Here is a 15352-nt window from a genome sequence, read left to right on the forward strand (position 1 = left end):
TTTCTATTTCACTAGAGATACAATTTTTTGAGCGCCGTCTGCCATAGAATCGGCTGCTGTAATATTTAACCCTGATTCTTCCAGAATTTCTTTTCCTCTTTTTACATTAGTTCCTTCGAGACGTACCACAAGCGGGATTTCAAGACCGACTTGTTTGGTTGCTTCTACCACACCATCGGCAATAACATCACATTTCATGATACCTCCGAAAATATTTACATAAATTCCTTTTACATTTTCATCAGATAGAATGATTTTAAAAGCTTCTGTCACTTTTTCAGCTGTTGCGCCGCCGCCTACATCCAGGAAGTTGGCAGGGTCACCGCTGTAATGCTTGATAATGTCCATTGTTGCCATTGCAAGACCCGCGCCATTTACCATGCAGCCGATGTTGCCATCGAGGGCAATATAGCTCAGGTCAAACTTGGAGGCTTCAATTTCTTTTGGATCTTCTTCATCAAGATCTCTAAAATCTGTAATATCCTTTTGACGATAAAGGGCGTTGGAATCAAAGTTAAGCTTCGCATCCAAAGCCATAACCTTTCCATCGCCGGTTGTCACAAGCGGGTTGATCTCAGCAATAGAGCAGTCTTTTTCCACAAAGACCTTGTAAAGGCCAAGCATAAATTTGACCGCCTGACCGACAAGTTTTTTCGGAATATTAATATTAAAAGCCAGACGACGGGCCTGGTATCCCTGAAGTCCTACAGCCGGGTCAATATATTCTCTGAAAATCTTTTCAGGTGTTGCCTCTGCCACTTCCTCGATTTCTGTCCCGCCTTCCTCCGATGCCATCATCACAATGCGTGATGTTGCGCGGTCAAGAACGAGGCCTACGTAATATTCTTTTTGAATATCGCAGCCTTCTTCGACGAGTAAGCGCTTTACTTCTTTTCCTTCCGGACCTGTCTGATGAGTGACGAGTGTTTTACCGAGAATTTCGTCAGCGTATGTACGCACTTCATCCTGGCTTTTTGCTACTTTTACACCGCCGGCTTTACCACGGCCACCAGCGTGAATCTGTGCTTTAACCACACTCACATCGGAACCAAGCTCTTTTGCAGCTTCCACCGCCTCCTCAACGGTAAAGGCCACCTTTCCATTCGGCACAGAAACACCGTACTTTCTGAGGAGTTCTTTTCCCTGATACTCATGAATATTCATGTTCTCTCCATCCTCCTAACGATTCGATACGAATTCCCTGTCAGGCATTTCCTGCGGGCAAGGACCGGGCGGAATCATTGGCTTATTTGTCTGCCATTGTTTCGCACACTACATTATCGTATAAAAAATCAGCTGTATTTTCAACAATTCGACAGACATTTATGAAAAACATTGTTAATTTCCCCTGAAAAATTAAGAATATTATCCTCCAGGTCCATAATATGGTTATTTTTGTTGCTTTTTGGATTTCTTTGTACTGCTTTCTTTCTTTTTTGATATCCCTGCCAATGCTTTTATTTCAGCAAGCCCACGGAAAAAACCTAGTTCTTCCCCTGCTTCCATCTGCTTCTTTGTGTTTTTGTGGTAATAAGCTTGATATCGACTCATAGAACACCCTGCTTTCTTTTTTTATTAGGGTATCCTATCTTTGTTCATTCATTATAACCCTGGTCAATCCTGTATAGAAAAGCAAAAACCTCTGCTACCACTTCATAAAGCTCAGCAGGCACACTTTCATTTATTTCAAGCTGTGACAGCAGCTCCACAAGGGTGGGATCCTCCTGGATCGGAATGTCTGCTTTTTTCGCTTTAGCAATAATTTCTTCTGCGATCAGACCTTTTCCTTTTGCTTTTAAGAGTGGTGCCTCTTGTTCATGGGGCTGGTAACCAAGCGCAACCGCTGTTCTTCTTGCATTTGGCTTATATTTCATATTCTCACGTCTACTCCCTGACTGCTGCTGTATGATTGATACGCTTGTCTGTTTGAAGGCTGTCTCTCTGTTGCAGCTTTCCAATGCAGGGACTGCAGCTGATAATTCTGATCTTCAAGCCTTTCTTTTAAAAAGGGCTGGAGGAGCTCTATAAATAACGAAGGTTTTTCCAAATCATTAAAAATGTTTACTGTTACAAATCTGTTATGAATTTGCACATCCGCGATAGTCTCACCAATTTTTTCTAGTTCAAGGTAAAATAAAATTCTGCAATGTTCTGGGTCGAGAGAGCCATCACTTTGTTTTTTCCCTTCCCACTGCACAGTTAAATCAGTATGATGTTCACCCAAGACAAGAGGTATTTGGACTGCCAGCTGCTGAAGCTGTCCGTGCTGATCCTGAGAAAGCAGCTGCTGGCCGGTAATTCGGGTGATTATTGCTTCAGCTCCTTCTCTTAAAGAGAACGGAAGCTGAGGGAGAAGCTGTTGTAAAGATTGTTTGAGGGAATTTGTCTGTTCCAATGTGCTTGAAGAATTATCTGTGAAGCTTTTTTGAAGAAGTGCTTCATCGCCCACCCCAAGACTGGTGAGAATAGAACCGAGCTTCGCCGCCGTAACAGAAGACAGTGCTTCCGTCCTGGGATTTGAAAAACTGCCCTGCAGCAGCACGGTAAGTGCCTGCTTCTCTGAAAGGTCCAGGTTCTGGGACGAGGAAAATCTCATAACGATATCGAGAGCAGATTGAGATTGAAAGAAAACGGGTGCTTCTTTTTGGCCGCCTGCTTGCTGAAAAAGTCTGCTGAGGAGCTGGAGCTGGTTCAACACATCCGGGCTGTTTCCGAGCTGGAGGCCTGGTACCAGCTTCTGAAAGAGAGCTTCGGGAGTCAGTGAGCGGAATTTAAGACTGTCTCCCCTCATCAGGTTTGGCCAAAGCTGATGAACCATTTCTTTATTCTCCGTGGAAAATACCGCTTCTTTAAATCCGTTAAGCCAACCTTCTGATCGGAATCCCTCTGAAAGCAGACCAGTACGCTGTAATAAAGATACAGCACCTTCCTGCACCTTAGCCGGGATGCTGTTTCCAGCGGAAAACGCCAGCAGCTGCTCGATTCGATCACCGCCAGTACTCGTTGTAAATCCAGTAAGTTGAAATTGCTGCAATACATGTGCAAGCTGACTTCGCAGCTGCTGCACAGCATTAGAGCCAGCCTTGTTTTCTGAAGAGGCTTGAGCCTGAGCGAGAAGTGCGCTTACTTGTTTTGAGAACGGTTCATTAGATTGTACGGCTGTAACTGCCCGGAGTGTCTGCATTGTCAGAGGAAGTTCCTTTTCGTTCATCAGCACAAGTGCAGAGGCTCCCTGCTGATGTATCATTCCGGCCTGTTTTAAAAGTGGTGCGCCGTCTGCCAGCATTCTCTTCGTAAATGGAAGCTCCTGATCTTGAAACAACTTTAAAACAGAGGATGCTGCCTTAGTATCCCGGAGCCCGAGCGAGGTTAACAGATGCCGGGCGTCTGTGTCGCCTCCTCCATTTTTTTGAAACGTGATATTTCCACTATTCAACACTTGAAGACGCGGGATTCCATCGTTTTTTAAGACCTGAAAAAAATAGCGCTCCCCTGCTGTCAAAGCTGCTTCCAGTCTGGCATTTACGTTCATCGTTCCAAGCCGCAGGGCAGCAATATGGTTTGGAAACAGCTTAATTACTTTTCCTTCAAAAATCTGTCCTTTTTTCAGCATAAGAGTGCGTTCTCTGCCGCTGTCCGTTCCGATCAAAGAATTGGAAATAAAGCCTGTCTTCTCCATTTATCCCCCTCCTTCTCCGGAATAGTTTACAAGCATGCCTGCACAGGAGAAAACGAACGGCGGTGCTCTTTTATCGGACCATGAATCCGGAGCGCCTCCAGATGATTTTTCGTTCCATAGCCCATATTGGTGGCAAAGCCATATTGCGGATGTTTTTCTGCTAATTCATTCATATAACGGTCACGTGCTGTTTTGGCCAGTACTGACGCCGCAGCAATGGAAGCACTGCGTGCATCTCCTTTGATTAAAGATATCTGTTTTGCAGAGAGAGGTAGCGTCATGGCATCCACCAATAGTGCATCCGCATCCACTGATAATCCTTTTATTGCTTCAAGCATAGCTTTTTGGGAAGCCTTGTATATGTTTATTTCATCGATAACATCTGCCGGAATATGTACTATATGAAAGGCTGCAGCCTTTTCTTTAATTATTTTTTCAAAATAGTTTCTTTGGTTTAAATTAAGTTTTTTCGAATCCGTTAAACCAGGAAAAGTAATATTTTCAGGAAGTATGGCAGCTGCTGCAGTAACTGGTCCTGCCAACGGTCCTCGGCCTGCTTCATCCACTCCTGCTATAAATTGAAAGCCCTCTGTCCGGCATTGCTTTTCAAAAGTGAGCAGCCTGTCATACGCTTGGGCAAGCCTCATTTTTTCTTGCTCTTGTTTATCATGACGCTTCAGCAGCTCCTGTACTCCTTTTCTTTTATCGGAGCGGAACTCCTCTAATAAAGCCTGACTGATCTTTCCTGCACCGGTCAGTATTTGTTTTACTTCTGAGATAGTGTACTGTTTCTTCGCCACTTAATTCACCTCTATAGGTTATATCGGATTTTTCATTTTTTTCTCAAGCAAAAATATTGAAAAGAGCTGCCGCCTCGGCAGGGGGCAGTTCTTATTTATGTGAAGCAGCCTATCAATCATTTGGTGTTTCGAGCGTAATCCGTCCAAGCTTTTCATTGCGCAGGTCGCGCAAAACAATTTCTGCAGTTTTATCATAGTCAATCACACCACCATGCAGCAGACAGCCTCTTTTTGTCCCAATCTGATTGAACAAGGAAAGACTGTCTCCATCCGTATACATCGACTCCTCGATATCATAGCGCTTCTGCAGCTCTTGAGGGTACCTTTTCTGCATTTGATGCAGGACATATAAAGCAATTTCCTGAAAGTCTAATAGTTCATCTTTAATAGCGCCAGTGGCAGCCAGTCTGAGTCCGGTGGTCTGGTCTTCAAATTTCGGCCAAAGAATACCAGGAGTATCCAATAGTTCAAGCTCTTTTCCTACCTTCAGCCATTGCTGCGCTTTCGTAACTCCAGGACGATCCCCGGTCTTTGCCGTTTTCTTTCCGACTAGGCGATTGATAACTGTGGATTTCCCCACATTTGGAATTCCAATGATCATGGCACGGATCGCGCGAGGACGAATCCCCTTTCTTTTCATTTTATTAAAGATTGGAGCTGTCTGCTTTTTTGCCAGTTCAATAAGAGGCTTTGCACCATTATTCTGCAGAGCGTTAATTGAAATAGCTTCAATTCCCTCGGCTTTAAAATACATAAGCCATTGTTTCGTGGCATCCGGGTCTGCCATATCACTTTTTGTCAGTACAAGCATTCTCGGTTTGTTCTGAATAATTTCATCGAGCATTGGATTTCTTGAAGACATTGGTATTCTGGCATCAGCAAGCTCAATTACCATATCTACTTTTTTCAGCTGCTCAGTAACTTCTCGTTTGGCTTTTGCCATATGCCCTGGGTACCATTGGATTGTCACGGTCCTGCCCTCCTTTTCCGGAGCGATAAAGAAAAACTTGACTTGTCGCCAGAGTATATGGCGAAAGGCATAGATTTTCACACTCCTTTTATAAAGTTAAACTTTCAATGTATAAAAAGACCGCAGCGGTTGTCGCTGCGGTCTTTTTTCTTTATCGAATTTCTTTAATACGTGCTGCTTTGCCGCGCAGATTACGAAGATAATAAAGCTTCGCTTGACGGACTTTACCACGACGCTTGCGTTCGATTTTATCGATACGCGGGGAATGTACAGGAAATGTACGCTCTACACCAATGCCGTAGGAAACTTTACGCACTGTAAATGTTTCGCTGATACCGCCGCCGCGGCGCTTAATGACAACACCTTCAAATACCTGGATACGCTCGCGTGTTCCTTCCACTACCTTCACGTGAACACGTAACGTGTCACCGGCACGGAAGTCAGGCAGATCTGTCTTAAGCTGTTCCTTGGTTATTTCGCGAATAAGTTCTTGCATGTCTATTCGCCTCCTTCTCTCAAGATGCTCTTACCGGTACCCCCGCAGCGGAACATCGTATTCAGGCAGCTTTCGCCACAACGTTTATCATAGCATAGGCTGTATTATTTTATCAACTCGTTTTCAGTAACTTTCGAATTATTTTTTCTGGGGCTTGCCATCACAGTTCAGCAGTTCCGGTCTCCGTCTTTTTGTACGCTGAAGGGACTGCTCCCTGCGCCATTCTCTAATATTTTCATGGTGGCCGGATAACAAAATATCAGGTACCTTCATGCCTCTGAATTCTGCAGGCCGAGTGTAATGAGGATGCTCAAGCAGCCCGTCAGAAAAAGAGTCTGTTAAAGCCGACTGGTCATTCCCAAGAACCCCCGAAAGCAGCCTGGTTACGCTGTCGGCTATGATCATGGCAGGCAGTTCTCCTCCCGTGAGAACAAAGTCCCCGACAGAGATTTCATCTGTAACAAGGTGCTCACGTATCCTCTCATCATAACCTTCGTAATGGCCGCAGATAAAAATAAGATGTTCTTCTCCAGCCAGTTCTTCCGCCTTTGCTTGATGATACGGGGCGCCCTGTGGGCAGAGCAGAATAATCCTCGGAGAAGTGCCGGGATTTTCAATTTTCACCGCATCAACTGCATCAAAGATAGGCTGTGGGGTTAACACCATCCCAGCACCGCCGCCGTAAGGGTAATCATCAACCTTTTGATGTTTGTTGGCCGAAAATTCACGAAAGTTCAGAGTATGGTAGGAAACTGCATTTCTTTCCTGCGCCTGCTTCAAAATCGAAGCTGAAAACACTCCTTCAAACATTTCTGGAAAAAGCGTCAAAAAGTCCATTCTCATTCCGGCAGCAACCCTTCGAGCACATGAGCGATAATTTTTTTCTCATTAATATTAACCTCTTTGACAACATCCTCAATATAAGGAAGCAGGATATCTCTGCCGCCCGCTGCAGCTTGTACGACCCAGACATCATTTGCTCCCGGTGTAAGAATCTCTTTCACCCGGCCGAGCTTTTCCCCTTCGTCTGTATATACGATACAGTCAATTATTTCATAATGATAGTATTCGCCTTCGTCCAGCTCTCCCAGTTCCGTTTTTTCAATCTGGAGAGTAGCTCCCTTTAATGCTTCTGCTTCGGTCAGCGACGGGATTTCATTAAACGTAAGAAGAATAAATTGTTTGTGCTGGCGGGAAGAACGGACAGTTAAACGGCGGTGTTCATCTGCACCGTTCTTCGATGCGTACAAAATATTTCCTTCCTTAAATCGTTCCTCTGAAAAATCAGTCGTTGCCAGCACACGTACCTCTCCTTTTACTCCATGAGTATTCACGATATTACCGACGTTAAACCATTCCATCCGTTCTACCTCCTTTTTTACGAATTTCTATGACAATGCCTTCTTTAATGATAATTTCCTGTGACTCAAGTGCCTGCCAATCATCACCAACCTGTATATCATGCAGAGCGTCTACCTGCCCGCTGGTAATCTCAGCTCCTTCCGGAAGCTGTTTAAGCTGGGATTCTCTGAAAGAGAGCCGGTCTTTTTTACTGTGGCGTTTATCTATTTCTTTATCGAATCTTGTTTTTACTTCTGCTTTTTGGGCTGCATTTTCTAATTTCCATAGCTGCTTCTGCATTTGAAAACGCAATTGATCTATTTCTTTATCAAGCCGCTCCCTTTCCTTCTGAAAGTCCTCTTTGAATGTTTGGAGGAGTGATTCTGTTAATATGTGCTTAACCGTTACTTTTTTTATCATTCGCATGAGACCCACCGCCCATACTATAATTTATTTGATTATGGCATGATTTTCCACTTCTTTGTTTCTATTTAAAAAGGACAGGGAGTTTTCCCCATCCTTACAGATTCATTTATTCGGCTATATCGAGTCTGACTCTCTTATCCTGATGAGAGGCAGCCGCATAGACAACGGAGCGAAGTGCGTTTGCAATCCGCCCTTGTTTTCCGATTATTTTTCCCATATCACTTTTGTGGACAGTCAGTGTTAAGACGAGGGTGTTTTCGTGTTGTTGTTCTGTCACTTTTACACTGTCAGGATGCTCCACAAGAGCGCGGGCCATCGTTTCTGTTAAAGCTTTCATTTATCCCCCGCCTTTCGTTTAACCTGATCGTTATTCTTAAACTACTTTGCGTTTTTTTCGTTATGAAGACGCTCCATAATTCCTTGAGTGGAAAACAGGTTGCGGACTGTATCGGAAGGCTTTGCCCCGTCAAGCATCCATTTTACTGCTTTTTCGTCGTTAATGCTTACTTCTACCGGATCTCTAAGCGGGTTATACGTCCCGATTTCCTCGATAAAACGTCCATCGCGTGGTGCGCGGGAATCCGCTACAACGATGCGGTAAAAAGGTTTTTTCTTTTGTCCCATTCTCTTAAGTCTAATTTTAACTGCCATTGCTAGACACCTCCAAAATTATTTACACAATTGCTCATTATAATAGGTATTTTTCATACTGTAAAGGATTTTTCCTTTTCACTACATAAAAGGAAGCTGAAAGTTGCCTTTACCTTTCTTCTTTCCACTTTGCATACCTGCCATCTGCTTCATCATTTTTTTCATATCTTCGAATTGCTTTAACAGCCGGTTCACATCCTGAATTGTCGTACCGCTTCCTTTAGCGATCCGGCGTTTACGGCTGGCATTCATGATTGACGGCGTCTGCTTTTCGTGCTTTGTCATAGAGCGCACAATTGCTTCCACTCGTCCGATTTGACTTTCATCTACCTGAACATTCTTTAATGCCTTCTTGTTAGCTCCGGGAATCATGTTGAGCAATTCATCGAGCGGTCCCATGCTGCGAACTTGCGCTAACTGTTCTAAAAAATCGTCAAAGGTGAGATCGGCTGTCCGGATTTTCTTTTCTAGTTCCTTTGCTTTTTCTTCATCCACCGTTGTCTGCGCTTTTTCAATTAAGGAAAGCACATCGCCCATGCCGAGAATCCGCGAAGCCATCCGCTCCGGATGAAAAGGCTCCAGCTGATCAATTTTTTCCCCCATCCCGGCAAACTTAATCGGCGTATCCGTAACCGCACGTACAGAAAGTGCAGCACCGCCCCGGGTATCACCGTCGAGCTTAGTAAGAACGACGCCTGTCAGCCCGAGCTGTTCATTAAAAGTTTCTGCTACATTTACTGCATCCTGACCGGTCATCGCATCCACTACAAGCAATATTTCATCGGGATTAACCGCTTCTTTTATGCGGCTGAGCTCTCCCATTAAATCTTCATCAACATGTAGACGGCCGGCTGTATCAATCAAGACATAGTCCTGATGATCTTCCCTGGCCTGTTTAACAGCCCCTGTGGCGATGTCAACAGGGCTGACCTGGTCACCAAGTGAAAATACCGGCATTTCCAGCTGTCTGCCCAGCGTTTCCAGCTGCTTGATTGCCGCTGGACGGTAGATGTCTGCTGCTGCCATCACCGGCTTACGGTTCTGTTTCTTACGCAGGTGATTAGCCAGCTTCGCGGTAGTAGTCGTTTTCCCAGCACCCTGCAGACCAACCATCATGACGACGGTAGGCGGTTTTTGAGCATGGGCGATTTTGCTTTGTTCTCCACCCATTAAACTGGCAAGCTCTTCATTCACAACCTTAATTACCTGCTGGCCCGGGGTCAGGCTTTTCATCACTTCCTGACCGACTGCACGCTCTTTGACATCATTGACAAACTTTTTTACGACTTTAAAGTTTACATCAGCTTCGAGCAGAGCAAGGCGTACTTCCCGCATCATTTCCTTAACATCTTCTTCAGAAACCTTACCTCTGCCCTTCATCCTGTCAAACGTGGATTGAAGTCGTTCAGCTAATCCTTCAAAGGCCATTCTATTGTTCCCTCCTCCTCAAGTTTTTCGAGTGCTTCAATTGTTTCGATTATGCTGTGGGAAGGAGTAGTCCCGCCGTTTTCGAGATTCTGCCTTAATATTTGGTATAAGGATACCCGCTCTTTATACTTTCGGTAAAGACCTAGTTTTTCCTCGTATTCCTCAAGCATTGCTTCTGTACGTTTTATGTTATCGTAAATCGCCTGTCGGCTCACATGAAATTCTTCAGAAATTTCCCCTAATGAATAGTCATCGAGAAAATAAAGCTCCAGATATTTCTGCTGCTTTTCTGTTAACAAGGGCTGATAAAAATCGAATAAAGCGTTCATGCGAACGGTCTTATCGAGCATGTTTGATCCCCTTTAATGTTAAGTCAAATCCCTTTACAAAGGAAAATAATACAGGAAGACCTCTGCTCTGTCAAGTTTAAATCTTAACGCAGCCCATCTGTTACGATTAAAATCGTTTTTCTGCTTCTTCCGGGTCTTCCATTTCCTTTTGCTCCTCTTCACTTTGTTCAACTATTTCTTTGAATAAACCATACACAAACTGCTCAGCTTCAAACTCCTGGAGATCATCAAGGCTCTCTCCGAGTCCGACCAGCTTCACCGGTATGTCCAGTTCATTGCGGATAGCGAGAACGATTCCGCCTTTAGCAGTGCCGTCAAGCTTTGTAAGGACGATCCCGCTGACATCGGTAGCGTCACCGAAAGTTTTAGCCTGGTTCATTGCATTTTGGCCTGTAGTCGCGTCTAAAACCAGCAGTACTTCGTGCGGTGCTCCGGGAATTTCACGGCTTATTACCCGTTTTACTTTTTCAAGCTCCTGCATAAGATTTACTTTATTTTGGAGTCTGCCTGCGGTGTCGCACAGAAGAATATCCGCCTGCTTTCTGCGTGCGGACTGAATCGCATCAAACATAACAGCGGCTGGATCCGACCCTGCCTGCTGCTTTACAACGTCGGCTCCCACGCGATCTCCCCATACTTCAAGCTGCTCAATCGCCCCTGCTCGAAATGTGTCGCCCGCAGCCATTACCACCTTTTTTCCTTCCAGGATAAACTTATTAGCTACCTTGCCTATTGTCGTAGTTTTTCCGACGCCGTTCACCCCTACAAACAGGATCACGGTCATCGCGTCCTCCTGCATGTTTAAGCTGTTATCCTCTCCGGATTTGTCGAGTTTTTCAGCAAGTTTTTCGCTGATGACCGGTGCGATATCCTTTGAATTCTTAACGTTTCTGAGGCGGGCTTCTTCTTTTAATTCATCGACAAGCTCCATGACAGTCGTAAATCCAACATCTGCGCTGATCAATATTTCTTCTAGTTCTTCAAAGAATTCTTCATCGATAGTACGGTACTGGGCAAATAACTCATTCATGCTGGCAGAAAAAGACGTTCTTGTTTTTGTAAGACCATCTTTAAACTTTTCAGTCACACTATCTGTCTGAGTAGAAATTCTATCTTTCAGTTTTTTAAAAAAGCTCACGTGAGCCACTCCTATTCTCTTATTCTATCCTATACTTCTATCAGTTCTTCTGTTTCTTCGAGACGCACAGAAACCATTTTTGATACACCAGACTCCTCCATCGTGATCCCATAAAGTACATCGGCCTCTTCCATGGTGGCCTTGCGGTGGCTGATGACAATAAACTGCGTGTCTTCGCTGAATGTCCGGAGATAACGTGCAAAACGTGCGACATTTGCTTCATCAAGTGCTGCTTCAACTTCATCAAGGACACAGAATGGGACCGGCTTCACTTTAACGATGGAAAACAAAAGAGCAATCGCAGTCAGTGCTTTTTCTCCACCGGAAAGGAGCGTCAAATGCTGACGTTTCTTTCCTGGAGGTCTTGCATGTATGTCTACACCAGTTTCAAGAAGATTATCCGGAGTAGTTAAATGAAGATCTGCTTCTCCTCCCCCGAATAAATCGGTGAAGGTTTCCTGAAAATGGGAACGTATGTTTGCAAAAGTCTCCGAGAAACGCTTTTCTACTTCGCTGTCCATTTCTTTCATCACAGCATCGAGCGACTGCCGCGCTTCGAGCAGATCTTCACGTTGACCTGATAGAAACGTTACCCTCTCTGAGATCCGGTCAAATTCATCAATTGCTCCAATGTTCACACTGCCCAATTCTTCAATATCCATTTTTAAGAGTTTTATCTTTCTAGCTGCTTCTTCAGGCTCTGCCGCCAGAACATACTCAGTCTGCGCCCGCTCATACGTGAGTTCATAGGTTTCCTGGAGCTTAGCGAGCTTCGTATCCAGCTCAACATCAAGCCGGTTCAAAGTAAGCTGTTGTTCATGAAGCCTGCGGGCAGAATCCTCTTTTCGCTGCTGAAGCTGTCTTATCCAGCCATCCAATCGCTCAGACTCATCCGATTCCTTTCGTCTCTGTTCGCGTAGTTTTTCCATTTTGTTCGTAATTTCAGTCTTTTGATGAGAAAGCTCGGTTAAATCTACCGCTTTCTTTTCAGAAGAATTCATCACATCGAGCTGTTCTTCAAGAATATTGAGCTCCTGCTCCAGTTTTGAGACCGCGTCTTCATATTCATCAAGCTCAAGCCGAAGCCGCTTGCAGCCCGCTTTTTCATGCTGTTCCGTTTCCTTCGCCGCAGCCAGTGCGAGATTGGTTTCGGTGTGTTTCGATTGTAAATCCTCAAGTATCCCGCTGCGGTTTTTTTCTTGTTGTTCTAAGGATTGAATCGACTTATTAATTCGTTCAAGCTTTTCTGCGACTGTTTGTTTATTTTCAGCAAGGACGTTTTTTCTATTAGTTAAACGTTCGAGCTCCTCCTGAAGGGAGACAGCTTCTTTATCATAGAGAGACAAGCGGGAATTAGCCCGGTCAAGCTCTGCGCGGGAGTCCCGCAGCATTTCTTTCAACGAATCGAGTGAACTTCTCGCATTTTCTCCGTCTGCCCGGCACTTCTCAAGCTCTTTTCCACAATTATTCCGTTTTTCTTTCGCGGTGGCAACGTCCTTTTCGAGCTGGCGGGTCTTTTCGTTCATCTTTTCCAGCTTTTGTTTCCATTCTTCTAATTCCCCCTGACGCCCCAGCAGCTGGTTGTTGGATTGGCGTGCAGCTCCTCCACTCATAGAGCCGCCCGGGTTGATCACGTCCCCTTCAATAGTAACAATCCGCACACGGTAACCTGCGGCTCTGGCGATTTTGTTCGCTGCATCAAGGTTTGCTGCAATGACAATCTGGCCAAGCAGATTATCGACAATGTGCTTGAACTCTTCAGCCACTTCAATGGCTTCGGATGCAACTGACACATACCCTTCCGCGTTTTCTACTATTTTTCTGAGCGACGGTGTCAGGGAGCGCTTCTTTATCACTTCCGCAGGAAGAAAGGTGGCTCTGCCTTTGCGGCGGGATTTTAAGTACTGAATGGCCTGCCTCGCATCCTTTTCTGTTTTTGTGATTACGTGCTGCAAAGCACCACCTAAGGCTGTTTCAATCGCCGTCACGTACTTTTTGGGCACATCTATCAGTTCTGCAACAGCACCAACAATTCCTGAAAGTGTATGATCACGGGCTTTCAATACTTCTTTTACTCCGGTATAAAAACCTGAGTAATCTGCTTCCATTTCTTCAAGCATTTGTATGCGGGACTTTGCCTGGTCAAGGTGCCGAAAAGCTTCATACAGCTTCGTTTCCTGTTGATCAGCTGAGCTGGACAACTGCTTATATTCATTTTGCAGCTGCGCATGCTTGTCTAGAAGGCTTTGCAGTTCAGTAGCTGCTCTCTCTTTTTTACTTTCTTTATCGAGAGCGGTTTTTTCAGCGCTCACTCTCGCTTCCAGATAGCCTTCATTTTCACTTTCAAGCTTCGCAGATTTTCGTTTCATATTTTCAATCTGCTCAGTAAGAGACCTTTCTTCATTTCGAATAGCTGCCTGTTCGTTCAAACGTTCAATGTACTCACTTTTTTGCGACTCAATATCGTCATGCCGGCTTTGTTTATTTACTTCTATTTTTTTATCAAGATCTGCCAGCTTATTTTTAAGTTCCTTCACCTGCTTCTGTTTATTCAACAGACGCTTTTCCTGCTGTGCCAATTCTTTTGAAATCTGCTGCTGCTTTTGCTGCTGTTCATAATGCCGTTTTTCCCAGTCAGCTTTTTTCTCTTCGGCATTTTTTCCTTTTTCAGCAAGCAAAAGACGTCTGCCTTCTTCCTTTTCCATTTGCTCACTCGTATGCAGAAGCCTCTCCTGCAGGGCCGCGATGTCTTCATCAGTCGCTTCTGCGTTATTTCGGACCCGTACGAGCTTCTGTTCCTCCGTGTCAATTTCAGCAGTCTGCGCTTCTATTTTCCTTTCAAGCTGTTCTGTTTCCGACTCGAGGGAGGACCATTTCTCATGCCTGTCTGTGATTTCATAAACTGTGAGAGAAATATCTGTTTCAGCTAGTTCTTCTTTTTTGGTTAAAAATTCCTTCGCCATGGAGGCCTGCATACGAAGAGGCTCGACCTGGCTTTCTAGCTCGAATAAAATATCCTCTACGCGATGGAGGTTGTCCTCCGTTTCTGTTAATTTTTTTTCTGCCTGGTGTTTCCGTTGTTTATACTTCAACACACCAGCAGCTTCTTCAAAAATAGCCCTGCGTTCCTCCGGCTTGCTCGATAACACTTCTTCTACACGGCCTTGTCCAATAATAGAGAAAGCTTCCTTGCCCAGTCCTGAATCCATGAACAGCTCCACAATATCTTTTCTCCTGCAGAGCTGGCGGTTCAGCAGATACTCGCTGTCCCCCGACCGGTAGAGACGGCGCGTGACGCAAATTTCGCTGAAACCAAAACGTACGTCATCTTCTTCGTTATCTAATACGAGGGTCACTTCGGCAAGGTTCAGTGCCCTTCGCGTATCACTGCCTGCAAAAATTACATCTTCCATCTTTGCCCCTCTGAGAGAGCGGGCTGACTGTTCACCTAGAACCCAGCGGATGCTGTCCGAAATATTACTTTTTCCACTTCCGTTCGGTCCAACAACCGCAGTCACTCCTGGTACAAATTCTATATTCATTTCATCTGCAAAAGATTTAAATCCTTTTACTTCAATTCGTTTGAGGAACAAGAGTGTTTCCTCCTCTTTTATAATTCCATAGCTAGAGTCTGTAAGGCTCCACTTATTTTATCACAATCAGACTGTCGGAAGAAGGGGAACTGTGCCGCTGCCGGACGGACAATCGAAATTTATTTGTAAAAATTGCTTTCAGCCCCTACAATAGAATTATCAAACGCAGTGGAGGGTCCCCATGAATTTAGAAGAGAAGTCCAGTGAAAATTTAGCTTATATGATAGATGAAATTAAAACAAAGCTGCAGGTAGTTAATGGTGCTGCACTGAAAGCTGAGAATTTTGACATGGATCGATATGATGACGTCAAGGATTTGTATGAGATGGTTGATAGCAAACAACAATTCAGTGTCAGCGAATTGGATGCAATCGTATCTGAACTCGGCGGTTTAATGAAATAAATATGATTTTGCAGCTGTTTTAAGAAAATTTTCATCGTGCTGCCATATCCAGACCGCTGGTACATGACTCCAAATAT

Annotated in this window: 17 protein-coding genes; 1 reads left to right on the forward strand and 16 read right to left on the reverse strand. The window is 44.6% G+C overall.

All coding sequences use genetic code 11. From position 1 onward, the window contains the following. Positions 1-3 precede the first annotated feature (3 nt). The 16 genes from sucC to smc all read right to left on the reverse strand — a co-directional run bounded on the left by sucC (position 4) and on the right by smc (position 14872). Positions 4-1164 (reverse strand): ADP-forming succinate--CoA ligase subunit beta, encoded by a 1161-nt coding sequence (sucC, locus tag ACE4RR_RS01980; RefSeq protein ID WP_375533714.1) that lies wholly within the window; start codon positions 1162-1164, stop codon positions 4-6. 225 nt (positions 1165-1389) lie between these two features. Continuing rightward, positions 1390-1551 (reverse strand): hypothetical protein, encoded by a 162-nt coding sequence (locus tag ACE4RR_RS01985; RefSeq protein WP_375533715.1) that lies wholly within the window; start codon positions 1549-1551, stop codon positions 1390-1392. Between the two features lie 44 nt (positions 1552-1595). Then, positions 1596-1874 (reverse strand): EscU/YscU/HrcU family type III secretion system export apparatus switch protein, encoded by a 279-nt coding sequence (locus tag ACE4RR_RS01990; protein ID WP_375533716.1) that lies wholly within the window; start codon positions 1872-1874, stop codon positions 1596-1598. Then, positions 1871-3679 carry a hypothetical protein gene (locus ACE4RR_RS01995; protein ID WP_375533717.1) on the reverse strand — a complete coding sequence of 603 codons (1809 nt, stop codon included), beginning with the start codon at positions 3677-3679 and terminating at the stop codon, positions 1871-1873. Before ACE4RR_RS01995 ends, ACE4RR_RS01990 begins: the two co-directional genes overlap by 4 nt. A gap of 26 nt (positions 3680-3705) precedes the next feature. Then, a complete protein-coding gene (locus tag ACE4RR_RS02000) occupies positions 3706-4479 on the reverse strand; it encodes a ribonuclease HII (RefSeq protein WP_375533718.1) in 774 nt (257 codons plus the stop codon). A gap of 112 nt (positions 4480-4591) precedes the next feature. Beyond that, a complete protein-coding gene (gene ylqF / locus ACE4RR_RS02005) occupies positions 4592-5449 on the reverse strand; it encodes a ribosome biogenesis GTPase YlqF (RefSeq protein WP_375533719.1) in 858 nt (285 codons plus the stop codon). A gap of 151 nt (positions 5450-5600) precedes the next feature. Continuing rightward, positions 5601-5945, reverse strand: coding sequence for a 50S ribosomal protein L19 (gene rplS, locus ACE4RR_RS02010; RefSeq protein WP_375533720.1), 345 nt, complete (start codon positions 5943-5945; stop codon positions 5601-5603). Positions 5946-6083: 138 nt separating this feature from the next. Next, positions 6084-6788 (reverse strand): tRNA (guanosine(37)-N1)-methyltransferase TrmD, encoded by a 705-nt coding sequence (gene trmD, locus ACE4RR_RS02015; RefSeq protein WP_375533721.1) that lies wholly within the window; start codon positions 6786-6788, stop codon positions 6084-6086. Continuing rightward, entirely contained in the window at positions 6785-7306 is a 522-nt protein-coding gene (gene rimM / locus ACE4RR_RS02020) for a ribosome maturation factor RimM (protein WP_375533722.1), read from the reverse strand. Before rimM ends, trmD begins: the two co-directional genes overlap by 4 nt. Beyond that, positions 7293-7712, reverse strand: coding sequence for a YlqD family protein (locus ACE4RR_RS02025; RefSeq protein ID WP_375533723.1), 420 nt, complete (start codon positions 7710-7712; stop codon positions 7293-7295). Before ACE4RR_RS02025 ends, rimM begins: the two co-directional genes overlap by 14 nt. A gap of 106 nt (positions 7713-7818) precedes the next feature. Then, the gene (locus ACE4RR_RS02030; protein WP_375533724.1) at positions 7819-8049 is read right to left on the reverse strand and encodes a KH domain-containing protein; all 231 of its coding nucleotides are present in this window, start codon (positions 8047-8049) and stop codon (positions 7819-7821) included. A 41-nt stretch (positions 8050-8090) separates the two neighbouring features. After that, the gene (gene rpsP / locus ACE4RR_RS02035; protein WP_375533725.1) at positions 8091-8363 is read right to left on the reverse strand and encodes a 30S ribosomal protein S16; all 273 of its coding nucleotides are present in this window, start codon (positions 8361-8363) and stop codon (positions 8091-8093) included. Between the two features lie 81 nt (positions 8364-8444). Further along, the gene (gene ffh / locus ACE4RR_RS02040; protein WP_375533726.1) at positions 8445-9791 is read right to left on the reverse strand and encodes a signal recognition particle protein; all 1347 of its coding nucleotides are present in this window, start codon (positions 9789-9791) and stop codon (positions 8445-8447) included. Beyond that, the gene (locus ACE4RR_RS02045; protein ID WP_375533727.1) at positions 9773-10141 is read right to left on the reverse strand and encodes a putative DNA-binding protein; all 369 of its coding nucleotides are present in this window, start codon (positions 10139-10141) and stop codon (positions 9773-9775) included. Before ACE4RR_RS02045 ends, ffh begins: the two co-directional genes overlap by 19 nt. A 106-nt stretch (positions 10142-10247) precedes the next feature. Beyond that, entirely contained in the window at positions 10248-11279 is a 1032-nt protein-coding gene (gene ftsY / locus ACE4RR_RS02050; RefSeq protein WP_375533728.1) for a signal recognition particle-docking protein FtsY, read from the reverse strand. 29 nt (positions 11280-11308) lie between these two features. Then, entirely contained in the window at positions 11309-14872 is a 3564-nt protein-coding gene (smc, locus tag ACE4RR_RS02055) for a chromosome segregation protein SMC (protein WP_375533729.1), read from the reverse strand. Between the two features lie 181 nt (positions 14873-15053). Between smc and ACE4RR_RS02060 the strand changes: the two genes are divergently transcribed. Continuing rightward, positions 15054-15275 carry a DUF1128 domain-containing protein gene (locus ACE4RR_RS02060; protein ID WP_375533730.1) on the forward strand — a complete coding sequence of 74 codons (222 nt, stop codon included), beginning with the start codon at positions 15054-15056 and terminating at the stop codon, positions 15273-15275. The last annotated feature ends 77 nt before the right edge of the window (positions 15276-15352 follow it).

This window comes from Alteribacillus sp. HJP-4, assembly GCF_042139015.1.
Taxonomy (GTDB): domain Bacteria; phylum Bacillota; class Bacilli; order Bacillales; family Marinococcaceae; genus JBHIKY01.

Excerpts from the sequence above, each read along its gene's own strand:
- sucC (WP_375533714.1), bottom strand. The coding sequence starts at position 1,164 with ATGAATATTCATGAGTATCAGGGAAAAGAACTCCTCAGAAAGTACGGT.
- ACE4RR_RS01985 (WP_375533715.1), bottom strand. The coding sequence starts at position 1,551 with ATGAGTCGATATCAAGCTTATTACCACAAAAACACAAAGAAGCAGATG.
- ACE4RR_RS01990 (WP_375533716.1), bottom strand. The coding sequence starts at position 1,874 with ATGAAATATAAGCCAAATGCAAGAAGAACAGCGGTTGCGCTTGGTTAC.
- ACE4RR_RS01995 (WP_375533717.1), bottom strand. The coding sequence starts at position 3,679 with ATGGAGAAGACAGGCTTTATTTCCAATTCTTTGATCGGAACGGACAGC.
- rplS (WP_375533720.1), bottom strand. The coding sequence starts at position 5,945 with ATGCAAGAACTTATTCGCGAAATAACCAAGGAACAGCTTAAGACAGAT.
- trmD (WP_375533721.1), bottom strand. The coding sequence starts at position 6,788 with ATGAGAATGGACTTTTTGACGCTTTTTCCAGAAATGTTTGAAGGAGTG.
- rimM (WP_375533722.1), bottom strand. The coding sequence starts at position 7,306 with ATGGAATGGTTTAACGTCGGTAATATCGTGAATACTCATGGAGTAAAA.
- ACE4RR_RS02025 (WP_375533723.1), bottom strand. The coding sequence starts at position 7,712 with ATGCGAATGATAAAAAAAGTAACGGTTAAGCACATATTAACAGAATCA.
- ACE4RR_RS02030 (WP_375533724.1), bottom strand. The coding sequence starts at position 8,049 with ATGAAAGCTTTAACAGAAACGATGGCCCGCGCTCTTGTGGAGCATCCT.
- rpsP (WP_375533725.1), bottom strand. The coding sequence starts at position 8,363 with ATGGCAGTTAAAATTAGACTTAAGAGAATGGGACAAAAGAAAAAACCT.
- ffh (WP_375533726.1), bottom strand. The coding sequence starts at position 9,791 with ATGGCCTTTGAAGGATTAGCTGAACGACTTCAATCCACGTTTGACAGG.
- ACE4RR_RS02045 (WP_375533727.1), bottom strand. The coding sequence starts at position 10,141 with ATGCTCGATAAGACCGTTCGCATGAACGCTTTATTCGATTTTTATCAG.
- ACE4RR_RS02060 (WP_375533730.1), top strand. The coding sequence starts at position 15,054 with ATGAATTTAGAAGAGAAGTCCAGTGAAAATTTAGCTTATATGATAGAT.